This window comes from Roseovarius sp. PS-C2, from assembly GCF_018862045.1.
GTDB lineage: Bacteria > Pseudomonadota > Alphaproteobacteria > Rhodobacterales > Rhodobacteraceae > Roseovarius.
On sequence record NZ_JAHKSQ010000001.1, the window covers coordinates 111,562 to 132,933 of the forward strand.

A 21,372-nucleotide genomic window follows, 5' to 3' on the forward strand; every position below is an offset into this window, starting at 1 on the left:
GTCAGCTCCTGGCGTCTTCGAACCGGGTTTGCCCGGCGGTATCGTGGCCCTGCCACTTGGTTTCATAGTCGCTTTGCAGCGCGATCTTCGGCAGGCGGGATTTCGATGTCTTTTCGATCTCGTAATAAAGATAAGTCCGTCCCGGCCCGATCTTCTTCTTCAACCGCAAGCGGCGGCCCGTGTCGGCAGGATCGCCGAAAACGACCTGCTCGTAGGGCTCTGTCGGATCCTCGGGGATGGCACGGCAGTCGATGACTTCGCAATTGCACGCGCGTTTCCAGAAGGTCCAGACCAATTCGGGATTGAACTGGTACATGCCGTGCCCATACCAGCCGTTCAGCCCATTCAACGACACCAGGCGCCCACCTGGCTTCAACATCCGATAAAGCCCTTCAAGCGCCACCGGCACGTTGAAGACATGTTCGACCGTACCACCGTCAAAGATGAAGTCGAACTGGTTCTCCAGCTCTTTCGGCGGTCTTTTGTTGAGATCGTGCAAGATGCTGGCGCCCTCGTAATCCGAGAAGTCCATCGTTTCCATCTCGCCAAAGCCCAGTTTGCGCATCAGGGTTTCGGCATAGCCGTCTTCCTGAAGGAAATCGAAACGTCGTGCCTCAACCCCGTTCTTGTTCAGACTTGCCTCATAGCGTTTGGCATCGCGACGCTTGATCTTGAACCCCTGACGGCCAAGCATGAGCGTACGGCCCTCCGGCTTGAACCGGGTGGACAGATCGACCAGCCTGTCAAATGTGACGTAGTCGACGCCCATAGCTCATCAGCCTCCGATTGCCCAACGGGCCCACATACCACCAAGCACTTCGAACTTGGCAAGGAACGACACGATCACCACCCAGGCCAGCGATAGCGGCAGGAACACTTTCCAGCCAATGCGCATCAACTGATCATAGCGGTACCGCGGGGTGATCGCCTTGACCATCGCGAAGATGAAGAAGAAGAACGCCATCTTGGCCACCATCCACAGGACGCCATCGGGCAGCCCCGGAATGGGCGACAGCCATCCTCCGAAAAACAGCAGCGAGGTCAGCGCGCACATCAGGAAGATGGCGATGTATTCACCGGCCATGAACAACAGGAAAGGCGTTGCGGAATATTCCACCTGATATCCGGCAACCAATTCCGATTCAGCCTCGGGCAGATCGAAGGGCGGGCGGTTGGTTTCAGCCAGGGCCGAGATGAAGAACAGGAAAACCATCGGCAAATGCGGCAACCAGTACCAGCCGAAGAAGCCATATCCCGTATCCTGCGCAGCAACGATCGCACCGAAATTCATCGAACCGGTCGAGATGATAACCCCGATGATGATCAGGCCGATGCTGACCTCATAGGAAATCATCTGCGCCGCCGAACGCAACGATCCGAGGAACGGGTATTTCGAGTTCGAGGCCCACCCGCCCATGATCACGCCGTAAACCTCCAGTGAGGACACGGCAAAGACGAACAGGATCGCGACGTTGATATCGCTCAGCACCCATCCGTCATTGAACGGGATCACCGCCCAGGCAAGGATCGCCAGTACGAAACTGGTCATCGGCGCCAGCATGAACACCGCCTTGTCGGCCCCCGCGGGAACGACGACCTCCTTGACGACATATTTCAGCGCGTCGGCCACCGATTGCAGAATGCCGAATGTCCCCACCACGTTCGGCCCGCGGCGCATCTGGACAGCGGCCCAGATCTTGCGGTCGCCATAGACCAGAAACAGAAGCGAAATCATGACAAAGCCGACCACCGCAAGGCATTGCGCCACGATAATCACCGCGATCCCAAGCGGGGTTGTAAAGAATTCAGCCATCAGGTCCTCACACCATCGGTATTCCGTTTTCCGCGCAATCGGCGGCGACGACTTCTGCGTCGATTGTCTTCAATCCCTGGGGCAGCGCCGGCGAGATCGTATAAACCGCATCGCCACTCCAGATACCACCCGCTTCCTCGACATTTGTGCGCAAATGCCGGGCAAATCCGTATCCCCGGATCAGGGTATATTGCGCCGCCGCGCATTCTGCGTAACGGCTGACATCTTCGGCGTTGCGCGCACCGCTCATCGAGACCTGAAAGCTGACCAGATCATTGTCCAGCAAACGCGTCTCGACCCCCCTGTAATCGGGAGAGAAACCGGCGCTTCCGTCCGGGTCGGGCATTTCACAGCCCGACACCGCCCCGGCAAAGGCCAGCGTCATCGGCGATATGACCGCCACGCGCCGCATCACTCGGCGGCCACCGGCGCGTTGCGGCGGGCCTTGGCGTTGGAACTGAGTTCCGCCATCAATTCGCTGGCCCGTGCGATCGGGTTCGTCAGATAGAAATCCCGGATCGTCAGGCGGAAATCGGCCTTGCCAAGTTTGCCTGCCGACAAGGGCTGCCAATCGTTTTCGGGAACCTGGTCTATTTTCGCCAGATGCGGCACCTCGGCCACCAGAGCCTTGCGAAGCTGAACCAGGCTGTCATAGGGCAGCGCCTGCCCCATCTCACCCGACAACGCACGCAGGATCGCCCAGTTTTCCTTGGCCTCACCCGGTGCGAATCCGGCGCGCAGCGCCAGTTGCGGACGGCCTTCGGTATTCACGAACAGGCCCTGTTCCTCGGTGTAAGCGGCGCCCGGCAGGATCACATCGGCGCGATGCGCGCCACGGTCGCCATGGCTGCCCTGATAGATCACGAAGGGGCCGTCCTGAATCTCGACCTCGTCCGCGCCGAGATTGTAGATTACATCGGCCCCGTCGATTGCCGCCGTCATGCCGCCCTCGGTGACGCATCCGGCATCCATCGCGCCGACACGCGCCGCAGCGCTGTGCAGAACCATGAGTTTCGATTGCGTGTCCTCGGCCAGCTTCATGGCCGCCGCCAAAACCGCCTCGCCATCGGCTTCGTTGAGCGCGCTCTGGCCGACGATCACCACGGAAGGTGCTTCGAGAACTTGCCCATAGTCCTTGTCGAGCAGCGATTTAAGAGACTCACGGCCCGTCCCGACATGCTCGTATTCATAGGTCAGATCAACGGCTTCGCCCACAAGGCCAACCTGTGCCCCCCTGAGCCACGCCTTGCGAATGCGTGCGTTCAAAACCGGCGACTCGACCCGCGGGTCGGTGCCGATCAACTGAATGAACTTCGCATTGTCGATGTCGTCGATAGACGCCGTGCCGACATACCCCGAACGGTTGCCCGCAGGCAGGCGCACCCCGTCAGTACGGCATTCCACGGAACCGCCCTGCCCCTCGACCAATTGCCTCAGGGCAAATGCGGCCTCGACCGGGGCAAGGTCACCCACCAGACCGGCAAGTTTCGACGCGCCCTTGATCGCTTCTGCGGTCTTGGCCAGTGCCTCGCCCCAGGTGGCAGTGCGCAGCTTGCCGTTATCGCGCACATAGGGGCGGTCCAGCCGCTGGCGGCGCAGCCCGTCCCAGACAAAGCGCGTCTTGTCTGAAATCCATTCCTCGTTCACGCCATCATGGTTGCGCGGCAGGATACGCATCACTTCACGCCCCTTGGTATCCACCCGGATATTGGCACCAAGCGCATCCATCACGTCGATGGTTTCGGTCTTGCGCAACTCCCACGGGCGGGCCGTGAAGGCGTAGGGCTTGGAGACAAGCGCCCCAACCGGGCACAGGTCGATGATGTTGCCCTGCATGTTGCTGTCCAGCGTTTCGCCCAGATAGCTGGTGATCTCGGCGTCTTCGCCCCGGCCCGTCTGGCCCATCTGGTTGATGCCCGCCACCTCGGTTGTGAAACGTACGCAACGGGTGCAGGAAATGCAGCGCGTCATGTGGGTTTCGACCAGCGGGCCAAGATCCAGATCATCCACCGCACGCTTGGGTTCGCGGTAGCGGCTGAAATCCACACCATAGGCCATGGCCTGATCCTGAAGATCACACTCGCCGCCCTGATCGCAGATCGGGCAATCAAGCGGGTGGTTGATCAGAAGGAATTCCATCACCCCCTCGCGGGCCTTCTTGACCATCGGCGAATTCGTCTTGACCACCGGCGGCTGGCCCTCGGGGCCAGGCCGCAGGTCGCGCACCTGCATCGCACAGGAGGCGGCCGGTTTCGGCGGGCCGCCGACCACCTCGACAAGGCACATACGGCAGTTGCCGGCAATCGACAGCCGCTCGTGATAGCAGAACCGCGGGATTTCGATCCCGGCCTCTTCGCAGGCCTGGATCAGCGTCATGGCGCCGTCCACTTCCAGTTCCTGATCGTCGATGATGATCTTGCGCAGGTCAGACATGATTTCTCACTTCGCTTTCAGCAGCAGGCCAATCTGGCTCTGCTTCCGGATTTCTTCGCGGCCAAGGCTACACAGGCTGGCAGGGTCCAGATTGCTTGCGCCGCGGGCCTTGAAATAGGCATTGCGCTTCATGCGCATCTTGGCCTTTTCCACGTCGTTGTTGATGTAGGAGTCGATCTCGGCTTCCGAATACCCCTGCTCGGCAGCCCGATCCTTGAGATCGGTCAAGTAGGCGCGCGCGGTGAACAACCGCGCCGAAATGGAATCGCATTCGCGGCGTATCTTGTCGGCCACCGCGACCACCAGAAGACCGGCGTTGATTTCTTTCTCGGCAGGCAGGCCTGGCTTTGCAGTGGCGGCAGTCGCCGCCATCACGGCACCGAGAACCAGGGATTTCATCATACGCATGGCACATATCCTTTCATTGCATCAGCAGGCCGCGCATGACGCGCCGGCCCATCTGCGGCGCAGATGGGGGCCAAGGCGCATGCTATGCAATAACATGCCCCCCAAGCCGCTGATATAAAAAGGAGTTTCACCATAGAGAGCAGCGCCCCCGGAATGTCAAACTACCACCCGACAGCATCACGGTTCCGTCCTCGGCATCGGGGCCCTGGCTCCAGTCGATCTCAGAGGTCCCGAAATTCTGCAGGCAATAGCGTGTGCCCTCATAGCGTCCCGCTTCCCGTGCGAGTTCCAGGTTCTGCTCGGCCTTGCGAACCGTCACGACAAAATCCTGACGGTCATCCGAAGCCTTCTTGGACTTCAACGGGAAATAAACACCGTCGAACGTCACCCGCTCGGTTTTCTTCGCACAGGCCCCTAGGGCCAATGCCGCCATCAAGATGAGAGTTGCCTTGCGCATACCGCTTACTCCGCCGCCACTGCGCTGACACGACCGGATTTCTGGGCCTTGATACGGTCCTCGATCTCATCGCGGAAGTTGCGGATCAGGCCCTGGATGGGCCAGGCCGACGCATCGCCAAGCGCGCAGATCGTGTGCCCCTCCACCTGTTTGGTCACATCGAACAGCATGTCGATCTCTTCGACTTCGGCCTCGCCACGCACCAGCCGGTCCATGACCCGCATCATCCATCCCGTGCCTTCCCGGCATGGGGTGCACTGGCCACAGCTTTCGTGTTTGTAGAATTTCGACAGGCGCCAGATCGCCTTGATGATATCGGTCTGCTTGTCCATGACGATCACGGCCGCCGTACCGAGGCTCGATCCGACCTCGCGCAGGGCGTCGAAATCCATAACCGCGTCGCGCATGTTCTCGCCCCGCACACAGGGCACCGACGACCCGCCCGGAATCACGGCCTTGAGGTTGTCCCACCCCCCGCGAATACCGCCGCAATGCTTGTCGATCAGCTCTTCGAAGGTGATCGACATCGCCTCTTCGACAACGCAGGGATTGTTGACATGGCCAGACACCGCAAACAGCTTGGTTCCCGCATTGTTGGGCCGCCCGAACGAAGCGAACCAATCCGGTCCGCGCCGCAGGATCGTCGGCACGACAGCAATGGATTCCACGTTGTTCACCGTGGTCGGACAACCATAAACGCCAGCCATTGCCGGGAACGGCGGCTTCATGCGCGGCATGCCCTTCTTGCCTTCGAGGCTTTCCAGCAGCGCGGTTTCCTCGCCGCAGATATAGGCCCCGGCCCCGTGATGCAGGTAAAGATCAAAATCATAGCCCGATTTGCAGGCGTTCTTGCCGATCAGCCCGGCCTCGTAAGCCTCGTCGATCGCGGCCTGCAATGCCTCGCGCTCACGAATATACTCGCCGCGGATGTAGATATAACAGGCATGCGCGTTCATCGCGAAAGACGCGATCAGACATCCTTCGACCAGGGTGTGCGGATCATGGCGCATGATTTCGCGGTCCTTGCAGGTGCCCGGCTCGGACTCATCCGCATTGACCACCAGATATGACGGACGCCCATCACTTTCCTTGGGCATGAACGACCATTTGAGACCGGTCGGAAAGCCCGCACCGCCACGGCCCCGCAGCCCGCTGGCCTTCATCTGTTCGATGATCCAGTCGCGACCGTTTTGCAGGATTTTCGCCGTCCCGTCCCAATGTCCACGTGCCTTGGCCCCGTTGAGGGAGCGGTCATGCATCCCGTAGAGATTGGTAAAGATACGGTCTTCGTCCTTGAGCATCCGTTATCACCCTCGGTTATCCCGGCGCGCGCGCCAGATTTGATAAGTTACCACCAAGGCCCAGATCAGGGCCGCGATGGCGGCAAGATCGAACAGAAAGACAAAGCGCACCGGCCAGCCCATCTGCCCTCCCAGCCATTGGGCGCCCATCCAGACCAGCATCGTCACGGCAATCACCACACCCACGGTGCGGCCCTTGCGTGCCAGATACATATCGGTCGAACGGTCTCCCATCGTTTCGTTTCACTCCGTCAATACACGTCGCCGTCTTCGACGCGCTTGGAGAATTCCGTTTCACCACCCCCGGCCAGAATCCGGGCCTGCTCGACCCAGTTGTCGCGGCTGACCCGCCCGCGGAACCCCTTGAGGTTGGCATCGACCCAGGCGACCTCATCCACGCCCCAACCGGCGATCTGGTCGAAGTGGTAGAATCCCAATTCGTTGCACAAGAGTTCCAGTTTGGGTCCAACCCCCTTGATCTGCTTGAGATCATCGGCATTTCCACCGCGCGGCGCGGACAAACCTTCCGGGCGGCTGCCCTCTTCGGTGCCTTCCTTGACGCCGTCACCGTCATAATCGGGAATGGCGTCTTTCCCCGAAGCTTTGGCCGCCTCTACCGCATCGCCAGCCGTGTCCTTGGCCGACTTTGCCGCCTTGGCGATATCACTGGTGGCATCTTTCGCGGCGGCTGCGGCTTTCTCACCGGCGTCCCCGGCCATTTTTGCTGTATCGGCCGCAACGGTCCTGGCCTTGTCGGCCACATCGGCAGCGGTGTCCTTGACCGGGTGCGAGGCCGCGACAGGTTGTCCGGCTGCCGCGCAGAAAAGGCGTGTCAGGACCAAACCCAGAAATACCGCGACGGCTGCGCCGGCCAACAACGCCGCCACGAAACCTACTGCCGGCGTCGTGCCCCACAGCACCAGCACGCCAACAACGGCGGCGATGGCCCAGCAAACGATGCGGCACATGCTCCAACCTTCCGAATTCGACATCACTAACTACCCCCTATTGGTGTCTAGACGGGCGCCTTCAATAGACGCCTCCTTTCTTGACCTTGGAGGAAAACTCCGTCTCCTTGCCCTCGGCCAGCAGTTTCGCCTGTTCGACCCAATTGTCGCGGCTGACACGGCCCTTGAACCCTTCAAGGTTCTGGTCAACCCACTGCACCTCGTCCTCGCTCCATTTCGCCACCTGGTCGAAATGGAAGAATCCCAGCTCGTGAAGCAGTTTTTCAAGTTTCGGTCCGACGCCCTTGATCTGCTTGAGGTCATCGGCGCCCGCCTTGCGGGGCGCTTTCATCGTACGTGGTTTCTTACCCGGCCCGGCGGCCTTGGGTTCCGCGGCAGGTTTGACGTCGGGTTTGGCCTTGGTTTCGGCCTGCGCCGCGCGCTTGGAAATCCCCGTTTTATCAACGCTGGCATTGCCCGCAACCTTCGGTTTCGCGGCCTTGGCCCCCACCTCTTGAGGAGAGGCGTTCAGCTTGACGGCCGGGTCGGCGGGCTGATGGTTGGCCCCACGGTCACGCCACGGGGACAATAGCGGCACCTCGGTGCCGTCGATACGCTTGATCGTGTCGCCGATATCGGTGGCGCGCTGCACGCTGGCATTGTACTGGTGCCGACCGCTTTCGAAATCCTTGAGGCTGGTCAATCCCGACGCCGGTTCACTTGCATAACGGCCATTTTGCGGGCCCGGCGTGGGCACCTTGCCTGCGGCCATCTCGTCGATGAGGCGTGCGAAACTCTCGGCTGTCAGGTCTTCGTAGTAATCCTTGCCGATCTGCGCCATGGGCGCGTTCGCGCAGGCACCAAGGCACTCCACCTCTTCCCAGCTGAACTTGCCATCCGCCGACAGCTCATGCGCGTTCGGCGCGATCTTTTCACGGCAAACCGCGATCAGGTCTTCGGCACCGCAGATCATGCACGAGGTCGTGCCGCAAACCTGAATATGCGCCACACTGCCGACCGGCTGAAGCTGGAACATGAAATAGAAGGTCGCGACTTCGAGAGCGCGAATATACTGCATCCCCAGCATCTCGGCGACGTATTCGATCGCCTTGCGGGTCAACCAGCCTTCTTGCTCTTGCGCGCGCCACAACAATGGGATCACCGCACTGGCTTGGCGGCCCTCGGGATACTTGGTCATCTGAGCCTCGGCCCAGGCCTGGTTTTCAGGCGTGAAGGCAAAGCTGTCGGGCTGCTCGTGGTAGAGACGTCTCAGCATCTAGGCACAGGCTCCTGTCGTCAGTTTCACACCGCCTTCGGGCAAGCGTTCTGCCTTGCCCGTGGCCAGCATGTAAGAGGTAATCGCCTTGGATTGCTCGCGGGTCAGCCCCGCTTGCAACTCGACCGGCTGATAATCGGCTTCGGTCACCATTTGACAACCGATGGTCGCTACGGCCAGTTCGTATTCCGAAATATCGGCAGGTTCGACACCTTCGGGCGGTACATCACAGGCCGCCAGCGGAAGGATACACAGCGCGGCAAAGGCTTTCGTCAGATAGTTGATCAACGGTCGATCTCCCCGAACACAACATCCATGGTCCCGATAATGGCCGCCACATCGGCCAATTGATGCCCGCCAGCCACATGATCCATTGCCTGCAGATGCAGGAAACCGGGCGCGCGCAGCTTGGCGCGATAGGGTTTGTTGGTGCCATCGGCCACGAGGTAGACACCGAATTCCCCCTTGGGGGCCTCGACGGCGGCGTAAACTTCGCCCTCGGGCACGCGGAACCCTTCGGTATACAGCTTGAAGTGATGGATCAACGCCTCCATCGAGGTCTTCATCTCTCCACGGGCCGGCGGGGTCAGCTTGCCACGCGCCAGAACATCGCCCTGCCCTTCGGGCGCTCGCAGCTTCTCGATCGCCTGATGGATGATCGAAAGCGATTGGCGCATCTCTTCCATCCGCACCAGATAGCGATCATAGCAATCGCCGTTCTTTCCTACGGGAATCTGGAATTCGAACTCGTCATAGCATTCATAGGGCTGCGCCCGGCGCAGATCCCACGCCAAACCGCTGCCGCGCACCATCACGCCCGAAAAGCCCCAGTTCTGGATGTCTTCTTCGGTCACGACACCGATATCGGCGTTGCGCTGCTTGAAAATCCGGTTCTCGGTCAGCAGGCCGTCGATATCGTCAAGGGCCTTGGGAAATTCATGGGCCCATGTTTCGATATCGTCGATCAGGGCGGGCGGCAGATCCTGATGCACCCCACCGGGGCGGAAGTAAGCCGCGTGCAGGCGCGCGCCACAGGCACGCTCGTAGAATTCCATCAGCTTTTCGCGCTCTTCAAACCCCCAGAGCGGCGGGGTCAGCGCGCCCACGTCCATCGCCTGCGTGGTGACGTTCAGCAGGTGGTTCAGGATACGGCCGATTTCAGAATAGAGCACCCGGATCAGCTGTGCCCGGCGCGGCACCTCGACGCCCGTCAGCTTTTCGATGGCCAGACACCAGGCATGTTCCTGGTTCATCGGCGCCACGTAATCCAGCCGGTCGAAATAAGGCAGGTTCTGCAGGTACGTGCGGCTTTCCATCAGCTTTTCGGTGCCACGATGCAGCAGACCGATATGCGGGTCGCACCGCTCGACAATCTCACCGTCGAGTTCCAGCACAAGCCGCAACACCCCGTGCGCCGCCGGGTGCTGAGGCCCGAAGTTCAGGTTGAAATTGCGGATCTTCTGTTCGCCCGTCAGGGCATCGTCAAACTTGGAGCCGTCCATCATTTCGCTTCCTCCTTCTTCTCATCGCCAGGCAGGATGTATTCCGCCCCTTCCCACGGCGACATGAAGTCGAACTGTCGATACTCCTGAACCAGGCTGACGGGTTCGTAAACGACGCGCTTTTGCACCTCGTCATAGCGCACCTCGGTATACCCGGTGGTCGGGAAATCCTTGCGCAGCGGATGTCCGCGAAAGCCATAGTCGGTCAGGATGCGACGCAGGTCCGGATGGCCCGAAAACAGGATCCCGAACATGTCGAACACTTCGCGCTCGAACCAGTTGGCCGAAGGATGCACATCGGTGATCGAGGGCACCATATCCTCTTCGCGCACGGCAACACGCAGGCGAATACGCTGGTTCTGATACATGCTCAGGAAATGGTAGACCACATCGAACCGCTTGGCCCGCTCGGGGTAATCGACGGCGGTGATGTCCACCAAACTAGAGAAACGACAGGTCTGGTCGGTTTTCAGAAACTCCACCAGTCCCACGATATTGGCCAGCGCGACATCCACGTTCAGCTCGTCATGGGTGACATCCCAACCCAGCACGCAATCGGGGCGTTTGACCTCGATATGGGCGCCCAGTTCTTTCAGCGCGTTGCTCATCGTTTTCGTCCTTTCGCGCGGCCCGTATTGGCCCGCCGTTGTCTGTCAGGCGCGCTTAGCGCACGATCGTCCCGGTCCGGCGGATTTTCCGCTGCAGTTGCATGATGCCGTATACCAGCGCCTCGGCGGTCGGCGGGCAGCCCGGCACGTAAACGTCGACCGGCACGATCCGGTCGCATCCCCGCACAACCGAATAGCTGTAGTGATAATAGCCGCCCCCGTTGGCGCAGGACCCCATCGAGATCACATAACGCGGCTCGGGCATCTGGTCGTATACCTTGCGCAGAGCCGGGGCCATCTTGTTGGTCAGCGTACCGGCCACGATCATCAGGTCCGACTGGCGCGGACTGGCGCGCGGTGCGGTGCCAAAGCGTTCGAGGTCATAGCGCGGCATCGAGGAATGCATCATCTCGACCGCACAACAGGCCAGGCCGAAGGTCATCCAGTGCAGGCTGCCGGTCCGCGCCCAGTTGATGATGTCCTCGGTCGAGGTGACAAGGAACCCCTTGTCCTGCAACTCGCGGTTCAACTCCTGCGTGGCGACCTCGCGGTCGACCCCGGCAGTGTTCAGTCCGGTCGCTACTCCCATTCCATTGCCCCTTTCTTCCATTCATAGGCAAAGCCGGCGGTCAGCACGGCCAGGAACACCATCATCGACCAGAAGCCCACCATCGACACGTCCTTGAAGGCGACGGCCCAGGGGAAAAGCATCGCGATCTCCAGATCGAAGATGATGAACAGGATCGAGACCAGGTAGAACCGGACATCGAATTTCATGCGCGCATCGTCGAAGGCGTTGAAACCGCATTCATACGCGCTCAGTTTTTCGGGGTCGGGATGACGGACCGCAGCGACAACCGCCGCAAGGATGAGCACCAGACCAAGACCAATGGCAATGGCCAGAAGAACCAGAATGGGAAGATATTCCCTCAGCATCTCGTCCACGGGATGGCTCCTTTCATGCGCGTCGCACACGCATTCAGATGGCTGTACAGACTATCGCAGGGTTTACCCCCGCCCCCGATCAGGGTCAACCGACGCAGAACATATTCCAATCCGTGAAACTGTTTGCTGCAATCAATGTATTCCACAGTATACCAATAAGGCGAATACGCTGAACTTATACGCAGAAAACCCAAGCAGGCCAGGGTTTCAGGAGAATTGAACAAGACGGACGCACACGCCTTATCCGCGGGCCTGCCGAATCTTTCAGCCTGTCCAGGACGGTTTGCTCTTGCCGAAAAATGCGCCGATCCCTTCCGGGGCTTCCTCGCCCCGCCAGCACGCCGCCAGTTCCTCCACCGTGTGAGCGATAACCGAGTCGTCGATACGCGGGCCGAGATGGCGCAGCAGCGCCTTGGCCCGCGCGACCGCCCCTGGCGCGCACTCAAGATACGGGACGACTTCGGCTTCTATGGCCGCATCCAGTTCGGCCTCGGGCACGGCGCGGGCCAAAAGGTTCAGCGTCACCCCCTCATCCGCACCGAACCGGCGGCCCGACATGAACACACGCCGCGCCTTGTCTTCGCCCATCCGGGCGCAGACGTAAGGCCCGATGGTCGCCGGGATCAACCCCAGCCGGGTTTCCGTGAATCCCAGCAGGATATGATCGGCCCCGATGGCCACGTCACATACGCTGGCCATGCCCAACCCTCCGCCAAAGGCATTGCCATGCACCCGCCCGATCATGGGTTTCGGCAGGGTGTTGAGCGCCTGCAACATATGCGCCAGCTTGGCGGCTTCGCTCGAACGCGTTTCGGGATCGGCTTCGAACTGCTCGCGCATCCAGCCCAGATCTCCGCCCGCACAGAACGTCTTGCCCTTCGCAGCCAGAACAACCACGCGCACTTCATCATCCGCACCCAGTTGTCCTGCGGCCTGCGTCAGCTCCGCGATCATCTGCGCCGACAAGGCATTATGCTTTTCCGCCCGGTCCAGCCAAAGGGTGGCCACACCACGCGCGTCACGCTCGATACTGATGGTTTCAAACATTCCTTACCCTCCTGCAATCCCGACGTTGAGCGACCGGCGTCAACCGGCCCGCATCGCACGCGCCATGTCCGCCGCCTTGTCCAGAACCGCGCGGTCAAGGCCGGTCGCATATCCAAGCGCGGTCAGACGATCATGCACCGCCTCGGTCGCGACATTCCCGGCAGCACCAGGGGCGTATGGACATCCGCCCAAGCCTCCCACAGCGGCATCGAAAATCCGCAAGCCATGCGCCAGCGACGCCTCGATATTCTCCAGCGCGCGACCGCCGGTGTCATGATAGTGTCCGGCCAGCCTGTCCGCCGGAACCGCCTGACAGACAGCGTGCAACATCGCGTCGATGCTTTCGGGAGTGCCCTGTCCGATGGTGTCACCCAATGACACCTCGTAACAGCCCATCTCGAACAGCCTGGCCGCCACATGCGCCACATCGGACGGGGCAACCGGCCCGTCATAGGGACAATCCGTCACACATGACACATACCCCCGCACCGGCAAGCCGACGGTTTTCGCGGCCTCCATGACCGGCGCGAACCGCTCAAGACTTTCCTCAATCGTCGCGTTGATATTGGCCTTCGAAAACCCTTCCGAGGCCGATCCGAACACCGCCACCTCATCGGCTTTCGCCGCCACCGCGCCCTCGAACCCGCGCAGATTGGGGGTCAGCGCCGTATAATGCACCCCCGGCGCACGGGTGATCCCCGCCAGAACATCCGCCGAATCCGCCATTTGCGGCACCCATTTCGGGCTGACGAAACTGGCCACCTCGATACGCCGGAAGCCCGCGCCGCTCAGGCAATCGACCAGGGCGACCTTGTCCGCCGTCGGAATCTGGCGTTTCTCGTTCTGCAACCCGTCGCGTGGGCCTACCTCGAAAATCTCGACCGTCTCAGCCATCCCATACCTCATAGAAATCCTGTTCATAAATCAAGGAACTCTCCGCCCTCGGCAAAGACGCCTGAAATCCCTCGCGTTCGGTAATCCGCTCAAACCATTTTCCGGTTTCAGGGAACTCCTCCAGCCGCGCGAAGCGACGCGCCATATATACCGCCTGGCCGACAGCGATATCGCAGGCCGAGAACCCTCCCGTCAGCAGGTAATCGCGATTTTCCAAAGGCGTGGACAGGCGTGCCTCGATCGCCTCATAGCATTTGCGAATACGTGCGGCCTCGAGCTTCATGACGATCGGACTGCGCATCGAATCTTCGTAGAGCATGATATGCTGCTGCGTCAGCGCCGCCACATGCTGACTGACGGTTTCGGCAAAATGCACCCAGACCAGCCACGCCATGCGATCCATGCTGCCCGGCAACCGGCCAAGCCCCGCCTCGGGAAAGCGTTCGCAAAGATATTCTACCATCGCGCCGGATTCGAACATCCGCTCGCCTTCGATCTCGAGCGCGGGCACCCGCCCCGCCGGAGACAGCGACAGGAATTCGGGCGCGCGCAAGGATTTGTCGAAGGCGTGTTCGACCACCTGAAAGTCTACATCCAGTTCATGCAACAACCACAAGACCCGCATCGAACGGCTTTGCGGAACATGATGCAGGGTGATCATGCCGCCTCTCCTTCCTCGTCCTCGCTGGCCAGCCGGATCAGCGCCGCTCCGGCCTCGACCTGCGCGCCTTCCTCGACCAGCACCTCGTCAACCGTGCCGTCTCGCGCCGCCAGCAGGGAATGCTCCATCTTCATGGCCTCCAGCACCGCCAGCCGGTCGCCTTCGCTGACCTCCTGCCCCGGTTTGGCCAGAACCGCCTTGACCAGTCCGGGCATCGGCGCCTCGATCACGTCACGATCCCCGCCAGCCATGGCCGCGCGATCCAGTGGATCGACGATATCGAACCCCAGACCGTAGTCGTCGAACACCGTCACCAGATGCCCCGACACCGCCACGTTTGCGGCCGCCTGCCCATCGAGTTGCCATCGCCCCCCCACGCGCCGCGCTTCCACCTTGATGTCACCGAGATGCACATCATGGGCCTCCGGCGACAGGCTCTGAACACGCGCTGCAATCTCATCGCCCTGACGGTGCAGGTGCACCGTACGGGTCAGCGGCGACCACAGGGCGAAGCCCGTCGCGCCGTCTGTTGCATCCAGCACGCCCATGGCGGCAAGGGCGGCCAGGGCGATATCGCGCGTATCCGGCACGGACTCGACCACCAGCATATCCAGATCGCGCGCGATCAGGCCCGTGTCGACTTCGCCCGCGGCAAACCCCTCATGCACGGCCAGGGCCCCCAGAAAGCCGAGATTGGTCACCGTCCCCGCCACCTCGCAATCCCGCAAGGCGGATGACAGGCGGCGCAGCGCGCCCGCACGGGTTGCCCCGTGAGTGATCAGCTTGGCGATCATCGGGTCGTAATGCGGCGATATCTCATCGCCCGCACGCACCCCGGTATCGGCGCGCGCCCCATCGGGGAACCGCAGATGCGCCAGCCGCCCCGTCGCGGGCAGGAACCCCTTGGGCACATCCTCGGCATAAAGCCGCGCCTCGAAGGCGTGACCGTTGATCTGCAACTCATCCTGCCGTTTGGGCAGCCCTTCGCCACTGGCCACGCGCAGCTGCCACTCGACAAGGTCAACGCCGGTAATCGCCTCGGTCACCGGATGCTCGACCTGCAAGCGCGTGTTCATTTCCATGAACCAGAACCCGTCCGAACGCAGCCCGCGGCTTCCATCCACGATGAACTCCACCGTCCCGGCCCCGGCATAGCCGATCGCCTCGGCGGCACGCACCGCCGCCTGCCCCATCGCCGCGCGCATCTCCTCGGTCATGCCCGGCGCGGGCGCCTCTTCGATGACCTTCTGGTGACGGCGCTGAAGCGAGCAATCACGCTCGAACAGATGAACGGCGCCTTGCCCGTCGCCGAAAACCTGCACCTCGATATGGCGCGGCTTCTGGATGAACTTCTCGATCAGCACCGCATCGTTGCCAAAGGCGGTCCTGGCTTCACTGCGCGCGCTGTCCAGCGCATCGGCAAAATCGCCTGCACGTTCCACCAGCCGCATACCCTTGCCGCCGCCCCCCGCAACGGCCTTGATCAGCACCGGATAGCCAATCGCATCGGCAGCCCCCGACAGGTGCTCGGGGTCCTGGTTGTCGCCGTGATACCCCGGCACCACCGGCACGCCCGCCTCTTCCATCAGCACCTTGGCCGCATCCTTGAGCCCCATGGCGCGGATCGCCCTGGCCGACGGCCCGATAAAGGCCAGCCCCGCCGCTTCGACCGCCTCGACGAAATCGGGGTTCTCGGACAGGAACCCATAGCCGGGATGGATGGCCTGCGCCCCGGTCTGCAACGCCGCCTCGATGATCGCATCGCCCCGCAGATAACTGTCCGCGGGGGCCGGCCCACCGATATGCACGGCCCGGTCCGCCATTGCCACATGGCGCGCGGCCCGGTCGGCATCGGAATACACCGCCACCGTGCGCACTCCCATCTTCCTCGCGGTGTCGATCACCCGGCAGGCGATCTCGCCACGATTGGCTATCAGGATCGTTTCAAACATCGGTTTCTCTCCTGTCGGGCAGGTTTCGCCCGCGTTTCATCTTTCCCAAATACTCCCGCCGGAGGCATCATGCGTCTGCCCCGAACGGACCGGCATTAGAATAGGCAGAGGGCACGTCACCACTGGCCCAAGGCCTCCTGCGCCTCTGCGACCATACGCGCGACGATCTCGCCCGCCGGTCGCACCTCATGGATCAGGCCAACGGCTTCACCGGCAATGCCCGGCGCACCCGCCGCATCCCCATCGGCCACCGCCTTGACATACCCCGCCCGCGCCTGCGCCGACGCGGGTCCACCCGGCACATCCTGCCAATGATCGGTCCAGGCGTTGCGAAGCGTGCGGATCGTGTATGGTTCGGGCCATTTCAGCCCCCGTGCGATATCCGGCAGGGACGAGCGTAACGTGCGGTCCCCATCCGCATCCACTGCCGCGCGGTGGAATCCCGGCGCGACAAGCGCCTCGTCGCTGGCCCAGAACCGGGTGCCCACCAGCACCCCGTCGGCGCCCAGCATCAGCGCCGCCGCCAATCCCCGGCCATCGGCAATGCCCCCGGCGGCCAGCACAAGCGCGCGCTCGCCCACCGCATCCACCACCTCGGGCACAAGGCTGAACGTGCCGCGCGACGCGCCATGCCCTCCGGCCTCGCTCCCTTGCGCGACGACCACATCGGCCCCGGCCAGCGCAGCATCGCGTGCGCCCTGCACCGTCTGAACCTGCGCGAACACCGGCACAGCTGCGGCTTGCGCGCGTTCGGCAAAGGGCGACAGATCGCCAAATGACAGGAACACCCCCGCAGGCTTGCGGGCAAGCACGGCATCGAACACCCCCGGTGCTTCCGCCTCGCGCTCGGCCAGGGCCCAGGTGATGAAACCACAGCCCACGGCGCCATTCCCGGCCTCGGAAAACTGCGCATCGATCCATTCGGCATCGCAATAGCCCCCGCCGATGAACCCAAGCCCCCCGGCCCCGCTGACCGCAGCCGCCAGACGCCCGCCCGCAGCCATCGCCATAGGGGCCGACACGATCGGGGCGTCCAGACCGAACCGCTCGGTCAATCGGGTTGTCAAAACTGCGCTCATGTCACCTGTCCTGTTGCTTCCACTGACCGCCTTGTCCGATTACATGCGGAACACGCCAAACCGGGTTTCGTCGATGGGCGCGCACAGCGCCGCGCTCAGGCTCAGCGCCAAAACCTCGCGCGATTTGCGCGGATCGACGATTCCGTCATCCCACAGCCGCGCCGACGCGTATAGAGGGTGCGACTGGCGCTCGAACATCTCGATGGTGGGGCGTTTGAACTCAGCCTCTTCCTCGGCGGACCAAGCGCCACCCTTGCGCTCGATCGCGTCGCGGCGAACCGTGGCCAGCACGCCCGCCGCCTGTTCGCCGCCCATCACGCTGATCCGGCTGTTGGGCCATGACCACATGAAGCGCGGCTGATAGGCCCGCCCGGACATGCCGTAATTCCCTGCCCCGAACGAGCCGCCGACCACCATGGTCACCTTGGGTACGCGGGTCGTCGCCACCGCCGTCACCATCTTGGCGCCGTGGCGCGCGATGCCCTCGTTTTCGTATTTCCGGCCCACCATGAAACCGGTGATGTTTTGCAGGAACAACAGCGGGATCTTGCGCTGGCTGCACAATTCCACGAAATGCGCGCCCTTCTGCGCGGCCTCCGAGAACAACACGCCGTTATTGGCCACGATCCCCACCGGACAGCCCTTGAGATGCGCGAACCCGCAGACCAGCGTTTCCCCGAATCGCGCCTTGAACTCGTCAAAACGCGATCCATCCACCAGCCGCGCGATGACCTCGCGAATATCGTAGGGCGTGCGCAGACCGGCAGGCACGACGCCCAGCAATTCATCGGGATCATAGGCCGGGTCTTCGGGGCTGGCCCAATCGACCGTCGCGGGTTTCACCCGGTTCAGACCGGCCACCGCCCGGCGGGCCAGGGCAAGGGCATGCGCGTCATCCTCGGCCAGATAATCGGCAACGCCCGACAGGCGCGTATGCACGTCGCCGCCCCCCAGGTCCTCGGCTGTCACGACCTCGCCCGTCGCGGCCTTGACCAGCGGCGGACCGGCCAGAAAGATCGTTCCCTGATCCTTGACGATGATGGTCACATCCGACATCGCCGGAACATAGGCCCCGCCTGCGGTGCAGGACCCCATCACCACCGCGATCTGCGGGATTCCCTTGGCGGACATATTGGCCTGATTGTAGAAAATGCGCCCGAAATGATCCCGGTCGGGGAAAACCTCGTCCTGATTGGGCAGATTCGCACCTCCCGAATCCACCAGGTAGATACAGGGCAGATTGCATTCTTCCGCGATCTCCTGGGCACGCAGGTGCTTCTTGACGGTCATCGGGTAATAGGTGCCGCCTTTGACCGTGGCATCGTTGCACACGATCATGCATTCCAACCCCTGCACCCGGCCGATTCCCGCAATCACCCCGGCGCAAGGCGCTGCGCCTTCGTACAGCCCATGCGCCGCCGTCGCCCCGACTTCGAGGAAAGGCGAGCCGGGGTCCAGAAGGTTGGCCACCCGTTCACGAGGCAGCATCTTGCCGCGGCTCAAATGGCGCTCGCGAGCCGCCTCACCCCCGCCCGCTGCGGCCAATGCCGCGGCCTCCTGAACCACGCGGATCGCTTCAAGATGACCGTCGCGATTGGCCTGAAACTCGGCTGACGACGGAATTGCCTTGGACTGAAGCTTCATATTGCCCCCCAGAGTGGTCGGGGCCGGTATAAACCCGCCCCGAATGTTGCATTAATGCCGCATCGCGGCGAGCGTTTCGCAATTTGACCTGAATCAATGAGAAATTGCCCGGCGGCCACCATGTTCGCGAACACTCGCATAGGAATGGAAAGACCATGAAAAAGATCACCGCATTTACACTTGCAACTGCCCTGGCCACGGCAGCCGCACCGGCGCTGGCGCAGGAACAAGGTGATATGACTCTCGGCTTCGGCTTTGCCTCGGTGATGCCCGCCGACAAGACCAACACCACACTGGCCGGGAATCTCAGCGTCGACGACAACGTGCGCCCGACCCTGACCTTCGAATATTTCGTCGCGGACAATATCGGCGTCGAAGTTCTGGCCGCATGGCCGTTCGAACACACCGTCAGCCATCCGGCGCTCGGCGATATCGTCAAAACCAAGCACCTGCCGCCGACGATCTCGGTCAACTATCACTTCACCAACAAATCGTCGGTCACACCCTTCGTCGGTGTCGGTGTGAACTACACCACCTTCTGGGACGACAATGCCATCGGCCTGCTGACCGGCACCCCCGTCAGCCTCGACGACAGCTGGGGCATCGCCCTGCATGCCGGTCTGGACTTCAAACTGACCGAGCGTTCCTCGCTGCGCACCGACATTCGCTGGATCGACATCGACACCGACGTGACCGTCGGCGGCACCGATATCGGCACCGTCTCGATCGACCCGCTGGTTGTCGGCGTCTCCTACGTGATGAAGTTCTGATCCATATCGGAACAGTGACGTCAGGGGGCCGGCCATTGCGCCGGCCCCTTTCGTTATATGCGTGAGCCAAGCCATCATGACGCGGCCTCGGCAGTTGCACGCGCTTTCAGTTCACGGCGGATCACCTTGCCGGTCACCGTCATCGGCAACGCGTCGAGAAACCCGATCTCACGCGGGTAGGAATAGCTCGCCAGCCGCGCCTTGACGAAGCCCTGCAACTCCTTTGCCAATTCGCCGGACGGCGCGACACCCGGTTTCAGCACCACATACGCCTTGACGATCTCGGTGCGCAGCGCATCGGGCTTGCCCACCACGCCCACTGTCGCCACGGCCTCGTGCTGCAACAGGCAATCCTCGATCTCGGCAGGTCCGATGCGATAGCCCGCGCTGGTGATCACGTCGTCATCGCGGCCCACGAACCGCAAATAGCCTTCGTCCCACACACCGCGATCCCCGGTCAGCATCCACGCGCCCCGGAACTTGGCGGCTGTTTCATCCGGCTTGTTCCAGTACCCCAGCATCATGCTGGCCGCGCCGCGACGCACAGCGATGTCACCTTCGCCATCCGTTTCCTCGCCGCTGTCGTCAATCACGCCGATCCCGAACCCCGGCGCCGGTTTCCCGATACACCCCGGACGCGGCGGAAACAGCCGGTTGCAGGAACTGGCCACCATGTTGCATTCGGTCTGGCCGTAGAATTCGTTGATCGTCACGCCAAAGGCCTGCCGCCCCCATTCCAGCATCTCGGCCCCCAAGGGCTCTCCGCCACTGGCGATACTGCGCAGGCCCGCAATATGCTGATCCGCCGCCTTGAGCATACGCAGCGCCGTGGGCGGAAAGAACACGTTGCGCACCCCGCCCTCGCGCACGATCCGCGCGCAATCCTCGGGCGTGAACTTGGGCAGGCGCGCGGCCACCACCGGCACCCCAAGCGCCAGCCCCGGCATCAACACGTCGAACAGCCCCCCGATCCAGGCCCAATCCGCAGGCGTCCACAGGCAATCGCCCGGCTGTCCCAGGAAGTCGTGGCTCATCTCGACACCGGGCAAATGCCCCGTCAGAACTCGATGCCCGTGCAACGCCCCCTTGGGGCTGCCCGTGGTGCCGCTGGTATAGATCAGCACCGCCGGATCGTCCGGCCCGGTTTCGACCGGCTCCAACGGGTCACCGTCCAACACCAACTCTTCGGGGATCAGCGGTGTTGCCCCCGCGATCCCGTCCAGCATCCCTGCCCCCTCGGCATCGCAGATCACCCACGCCGCCCCGGCATCGCCCACCCGGCTGGCCAGCGCATCATGACGAAACAGCTTGAACAGAGGGATCGACACCGCGCCGATCTTCCAGATCGCCACATGCGCGGCCACGCACCACGCATCCTGACTGCGCAGGACACCCACACGATCGCCGCGCCCGACCCCGCGGGCCAGCAGATCGCGCGCCAGACCGTCCGACAGGCGTTTAAGCTCGCCATAGGAGGTCTCCCGACGCCCCTGCGTCAGGTCGATGACCGCCACGCGGCCCGGCTGATCCGCCGCCCAATCGTCGCAGACCTGCACGGCCATGTTCAACCGCTCGGGCAAATTCCAGCGGAAATTGCCGGTCAGCACGTCATAGCTGTCGCCCCGGCTCAACATG

The 21,372-nt window shown here is 62.3% G+C and carries 23 protein-coding genes; 1 reads left to right on the forward strand and 22 read right to left on the reverse strand.

Going from position 1 to position 21,372, the window contains the following annotated elements:
- Position 1: 1 nt before the first annotated feature.
- From KPG71_RS00540 to KPG71_RS00640, 21 genes are all read right to left on the reverse strand, one after another.
- The gene (locus KPG71_RS00540; protein WP_216335970.1) at positions 2 to 769 is read right to left on the reverse strand and encodes a methyltransferase domain-containing protein; all 768 of its coding nucleotides are present in this window, start codon (positions 767 to 769) and stop codon (positions 2 to 4) included.
- Between the two features lie 6 nt (positions 770 to 775).
- Positions 776 to 1,813 (reverse strand): NADH-quinone oxidoreductase subunit NuoH, encoded by a 1,038-nt coding sequence (gene nuoH / locus KPG71_RS00545; protein WP_216335972.1) that lies wholly within the window; start codon positions 1,811 to 1,813, stop codon positions 776 to 778.
- 7 nt (positions 1,814 to 1,820) lie between these two features.
- Entirely contained in the window at positions 1,821 to 2,225 is a 405-nt protein-coding gene (locus KPG71_RS00550; RefSeq protein WP_216336682.1) for a hypothetical protein, read from the reverse strand.
- Positions 2,225 to 4,246: an NADH-quinone oxidoreductase subunit NuoG gene (nuoG, locus tag KPG71_RS00555; RefSeq protein WP_216335974.1), complete on the reverse strand. Its 2,022-nt coding sequence runs from the start codon at positions 4,244 to 4,246 to the stop codon at positions 2,225 to 2,227. Before nuoG ends, KPG71_RS00550 begins: the two co-directional genes overlap by 1 nt.
- 6 nt (positions 4,247 to 4,252) lie before the next feature.
- Entirely contained in the window at positions 4,253 to 4,654 is a 402-nt protein-coding gene (locus tag KPG71_RS00560; RefSeq protein ID WP_216335976.1) for a DUF5333 domain-containing protein, read from the reverse strand.
- A gap of 127 nt (positions 4,655 to 4,781) precedes the next feature.
- Positions 4,782 to 5,111: a hypothetical protein gene (locus KPG71_RS00565; protein WP_216335978.1), complete on the reverse strand. Its 330-nt coding sequence runs from the start codon at positions 5,109 to 5,111 to the stop codon at positions 4,782 to 4,784.
- Positions 5,112 to 5,116: 5 nt separating this feature from the next.
- Complete coding sequence (nuoF, locus tag KPG71_RS00570; protein ID WP_073032355.1) at positions 5,117 to 6,412, reverse strand: NADH-quinone oxidoreductase subunit NuoF; 1,296 nt, start codon at positions 6,410 to 6,412, stop codon at positions 5,117 to 5,119.
- Between the two features lie 6 nt (positions 6,413 to 6,418).
- A complete protein-coding gene (locus KPG71_RS00575) occupies positions 6,419 to 6,646 on the reverse strand; it encodes a DUF5337 domain-containing protein (RefSeq protein WP_216335980.1) in 228 nt (75 codons plus the stop codon).
- A 17-nt stretch (positions 6,647 to 6,663) separates the two neighbouring features.
- Complete coding sequence (locus KPG71_RS00580) at positions 6,664 to 7,404, reverse strand: NADH:ubiquinone oxidoreductase (protein ID WP_216335983.1); 741 nt, start codon at positions 7,402 to 7,404, stop codon at positions 6,664 to 6,666.
- A gap of 37 nt (positions 7,405 to 7,441) precedes the next feature.
- On the reverse strand, positions 7,442 to 8,635 hold the full coding sequence (locus tag KPG71_RS00585) for an NADH-quinone oxidoreductase subunit E (RefSeq protein WP_216335985.1): 1,194 nt from the start codon (positions 8,633 to 8,635) through the stop codon (positions 7,442 to 7,444).
- Positions 8,636 to 8,923: a hypothetical protein gene (locus KPG71_RS00590; protein ID WP_253195992.1), complete on the reverse strand. Its 288-nt coding sequence runs from the start codon at positions 8,921 to 8,923 to the stop codon at positions 8,636 to 8,638.
- The gene (locus KPG71_RS00595; protein ID WP_216336684.1) at positions 8,920 to 10,137 is read right to left on the reverse strand and encodes an NADH-quinone oxidoreductase subunit D; all 1,218 of its coding nucleotides are present in this window, start codon (positions 10,135 to 10,137) and stop codon (positions 8,920 to 8,922) included. The genes KPG71_RS00590 and KPG71_RS00595 overlap by 4 nt, the downstream gene beginning before the upstream one ends.
- Positions 10,137 to 10,745 carry an NADH-quinone oxidoreductase subunit C gene (locus KPG71_RS00600; protein WP_216335986.1) on the reverse strand — a complete coding sequence of 203 codons (609 nt, stop codon included), beginning with the start codon at positions 10,743 to 10,745 and terminating at the stop codon, positions 10,137 to 10,139. The genes KPG71_RS00595 and KPG71_RS00600 overlap by 1 nt, the downstream gene beginning before the upstream one ends.
- 55 nt (positions 10,746 to 10,800) lie before the next feature.
- Positions 10,801 to 11,334 (reverse strand): NADH-quinone oxidoreductase subunit B family protein, encoded by a 534-nt coding sequence (locus KPG71_RS00605; RefSeq protein WP_073032376.1) that lies wholly within the window; start codon positions 11,332 to 11,334, stop codon positions 10,801 to 10,803.
- Entirely contained in the window at positions 11,325 to 11,690 is a 366-nt protein-coding gene (locus KPG71_RS00610; RefSeq protein ID WP_073032378.1) for an NADH-quinone oxidoreductase subunit A, read from the reverse strand. Before KPG71_RS00610 ends, KPG71_RS00605 begins: the two co-directional genes overlap by 10 nt.
- 264 nt (positions 11,691 to 11,954) lie before the next feature.
- A complete protein-coding gene (locus tag KPG71_RS00615) occupies positions 11,955 to 12,737 on the reverse strand; it encodes a crotonase/enoyl-CoA hydratase family protein (RefSeq protein ID WP_216335987.1) in 783 nt (260 codons plus the stop codon).
- Positions 12,738 to 12,776: 39 nt separating this feature from the next.
- Positions 12,777 to 13,631, reverse strand: a complete 855-nt coding sequence (locus tag KPG71_RS00620) for a hydroxymethylglutaryl-CoA lyase (RefSeq protein WP_216335988.1) — start codon at positions 13,629 to 13,631, stop codon at positions 12,777 to 12,779.
- Entirely contained in the window at positions 13,624 to 14,292 is a 669-nt protein-coding gene (locus KPG71_RS00625; RefSeq protein ID WP_216335989.1) for a glutathione S-transferase family protein, read from the reverse strand. Before KPG71_RS00625 ends, KPG71_RS00620 begins: the two co-directional genes overlap by 8 nt.
- Complete coding sequence (locus tag KPG71_RS00630) at positions 14,289 to 16,244, reverse strand: acetyl/propionyl/methylcrotonyl-CoA carboxylase subunit alpha (RefSeq protein ID WP_216335990.1); 1,956 nt, start codon at positions 16,242 to 16,244, stop codon at positions 14,289 to 14,291. Before KPG71_RS00630 ends, KPG71_RS00625 begins: the two co-directional genes overlap by 4 nt.
- A 116-nt stretch (positions 16,245 to 16,360) precedes the next feature.
- Positions 16,361 to 17,323, reverse strand: a complete 963-nt coding sequence (locus KPG71_RS00635; protein ID WP_216335991.1) for a nitronate monooxygenase family protein — start codon at positions 17,321 to 17,323, stop codon at positions 16,361 to 16,363.
- A 39-nt stretch (positions 17,324 to 17,362) separates the two neighbouring features.
- Positions 17,363 to 18,967: a carboxyl transferase domain-containing protein gene (locus KPG71_RS00640; RefSeq protein WP_216335992.1), complete on the reverse strand. Its 1,605-nt coding sequence runs from the start codon at positions 18,965 to 18,967 to the stop codon at positions 17,363 to 17,365.
- A gap of 155 nt (positions 18,968 to 19,122) precedes the next feature.
- Between KPG71_RS00640 and KPG71_RS00645 the strand changes: the two genes are divergently transcribed.
- On the forward strand, positions 19,123 to 19,737 hold the full coding sequence (locus KPG71_RS00645) for an OmpW family protein (protein ID WP_216335994.1): 615 nt from the start codon (positions 19,123 to 19,125) through the stop codon (positions 19,735 to 19,737).
- A gap of 74 nt (positions 19,738 to 19,811) precedes the next feature.
- Here KPG71_RS00645 and KPG71_RS00650 read toward each other — a convergent pair whose 3' ends face one another.
- Complete coding sequence (locus KPG71_RS00650) at positions 19,812 to 21,371, reverse strand: AMP-binding protein (RefSeq protein ID WP_216335996.1); 1,560 nt, start codon at positions 21,369 to 21,371, stop codon at positions 19,812 to 19,814.
- Position 21,372: the final 1 nt, after the last annotated feature.

Bases quoted from the DNA above. Each gene is read 5' to 3' on its own strand.
- KPG71_RS00540 (WP_216335970.1), bottom strand. From the start codon at position 769: ATGGGCGTCGACTACGTCACATTTGACAGGCTGGTCGATCTGTCCACC.
- nuoH (WP_216335972.1), bottom strand. From the start codon at position 1,813: ATGGCTGAATTCTTTACAACCCCGCTTGGGATCGCGGTGATTATCGTG.
- KPG71_RS00550 (WP_216336682.1), bottom strand. From the start codon at position 2,225: ATGCGGCGCGTGGCGGTCATATCGCCGATGACGCTGGCCTTTGCCGGG.
- nuoG (WP_216335974.1), bottom strand. From the start codon at position 4,246: ATGTCTGACCTGCGCAAGATCATCATCGACGATCAGGAACTGGAAGTG.
- KPG71_RS00560 (WP_216335976.1), bottom strand. From the start codon at position 4,654: ATGCGTATGATGAAATCCCTGGTTCTCGGTGCCGTGATGGCGGCGACT.
- KPG71_RS00565 (WP_216335978.1), bottom strand. From the start codon at position 5,111: ATGCGCAAGGCAACTCTCATCTTGATGGCGGCATTGGCCCTAGGGGCC.
- nuoF (WP_073032355.1), bottom strand. From the start codon at position 6,412: ATGCTCAAGGACGAAGACCGTATCTTTACCAATCTCTACGGGATGCAT.
- KPG71_RS00575 (WP_216335980.1), bottom strand. From the start codon at position 6,646: ATGGGAGACCGTTCGACCGATATGTATCTGGCACGCAAGGGCCGCACC.
- KPG71_RS00580 (WP_216335983.1), bottom strand. From the start codon at position 7,404: ATGTCGAATTCGGAAGGTTGGAGCATGTGCCGCATCGTTTGCTGGGCC.
- KPG71_RS00585 (WP_216335985.1), bottom strand. From the start codon at position 8,635: ATGCTGAGACGTCTCTACCACGAGCAGCCCGACAGCTTTGCCTTCACG.
- KPG71_RS00595 (WP_216336684.1), bottom strand. From the start codon at position 10,137: ATGGACGGCTCCAAGTTTGACGATGCCCTGACGGGCGAACAGAAGATC.
- KPG71_RS00600 (WP_216335986.1), bottom strand. From the start codon at position 10,745: ATGAGCAACGCGCTGAAAGAACTGGGCGCCCATATCGAGGTCAAACGC.
- KPG71_RS00605 (WP_073032376.1), bottom strand. From the start codon at position 11,334: ATGGGAGTAGCGACCGGACTGAACACTGCCGGGGTCGACCGCGAGGTC.
- KPG71_RS00615 (WP_216335987.1), bottom strand. From the start codon at position 12,737: ATGTTTGAAACCATCAGTATCGAGCGTGACGCGCGTGGTGTGGCCACC.
- KPG71_RS00620 (WP_216335988.1), bottom strand. From the start codon at position 13,631: ATGGCTGAGACGGTCGAGATTTTCGAGGTAGGCCCACGCGACGGGTTG.
- KPG71_RS00625 (WP_216335989.1), bottom strand. From the start codon at position 14,292: ATGATCACCCTGCATCATGTTCCGCAAAGCCGTTCGATGCGGGTCTTG.
- KPG71_RS00630 (WP_216335990.1), bottom strand. From the start codon at position 16,244: ATGTTTGAAACGATCCTGATAGCCAATCGTGGCGAGATCGCCTGCCGG.
- KPG71_RS00635 (WP_216335991.1), bottom strand. From the start codon at position 17,323: ATGAGCGCAGTTTTGACAACCCGATTGACCGAGCGGTTCGGTCTGGAC.
- KPG71_RS00640 (WP_216335992.1), bottom strand. From the start codon at position 18,967: ATGAAGCTTCAGTCCAAGGCAATTCCGTCGTCAGCCGAGTTTCAGGCC.
- KPG71_RS00645 (WP_216335994.1), top strand. From the start codon at position 19,123: ATGAAAAAGATCACCGCATTTACACTTGCAACTGCCCTGGCCACGGCA.
- KPG71_RS00650 (WP_216335996.1), bottom strand. From the start codon at position 21,371: ATGTTGAGCCGGGGCGACAGCTATGACGTGCTGACCGGCAATTTCCGC.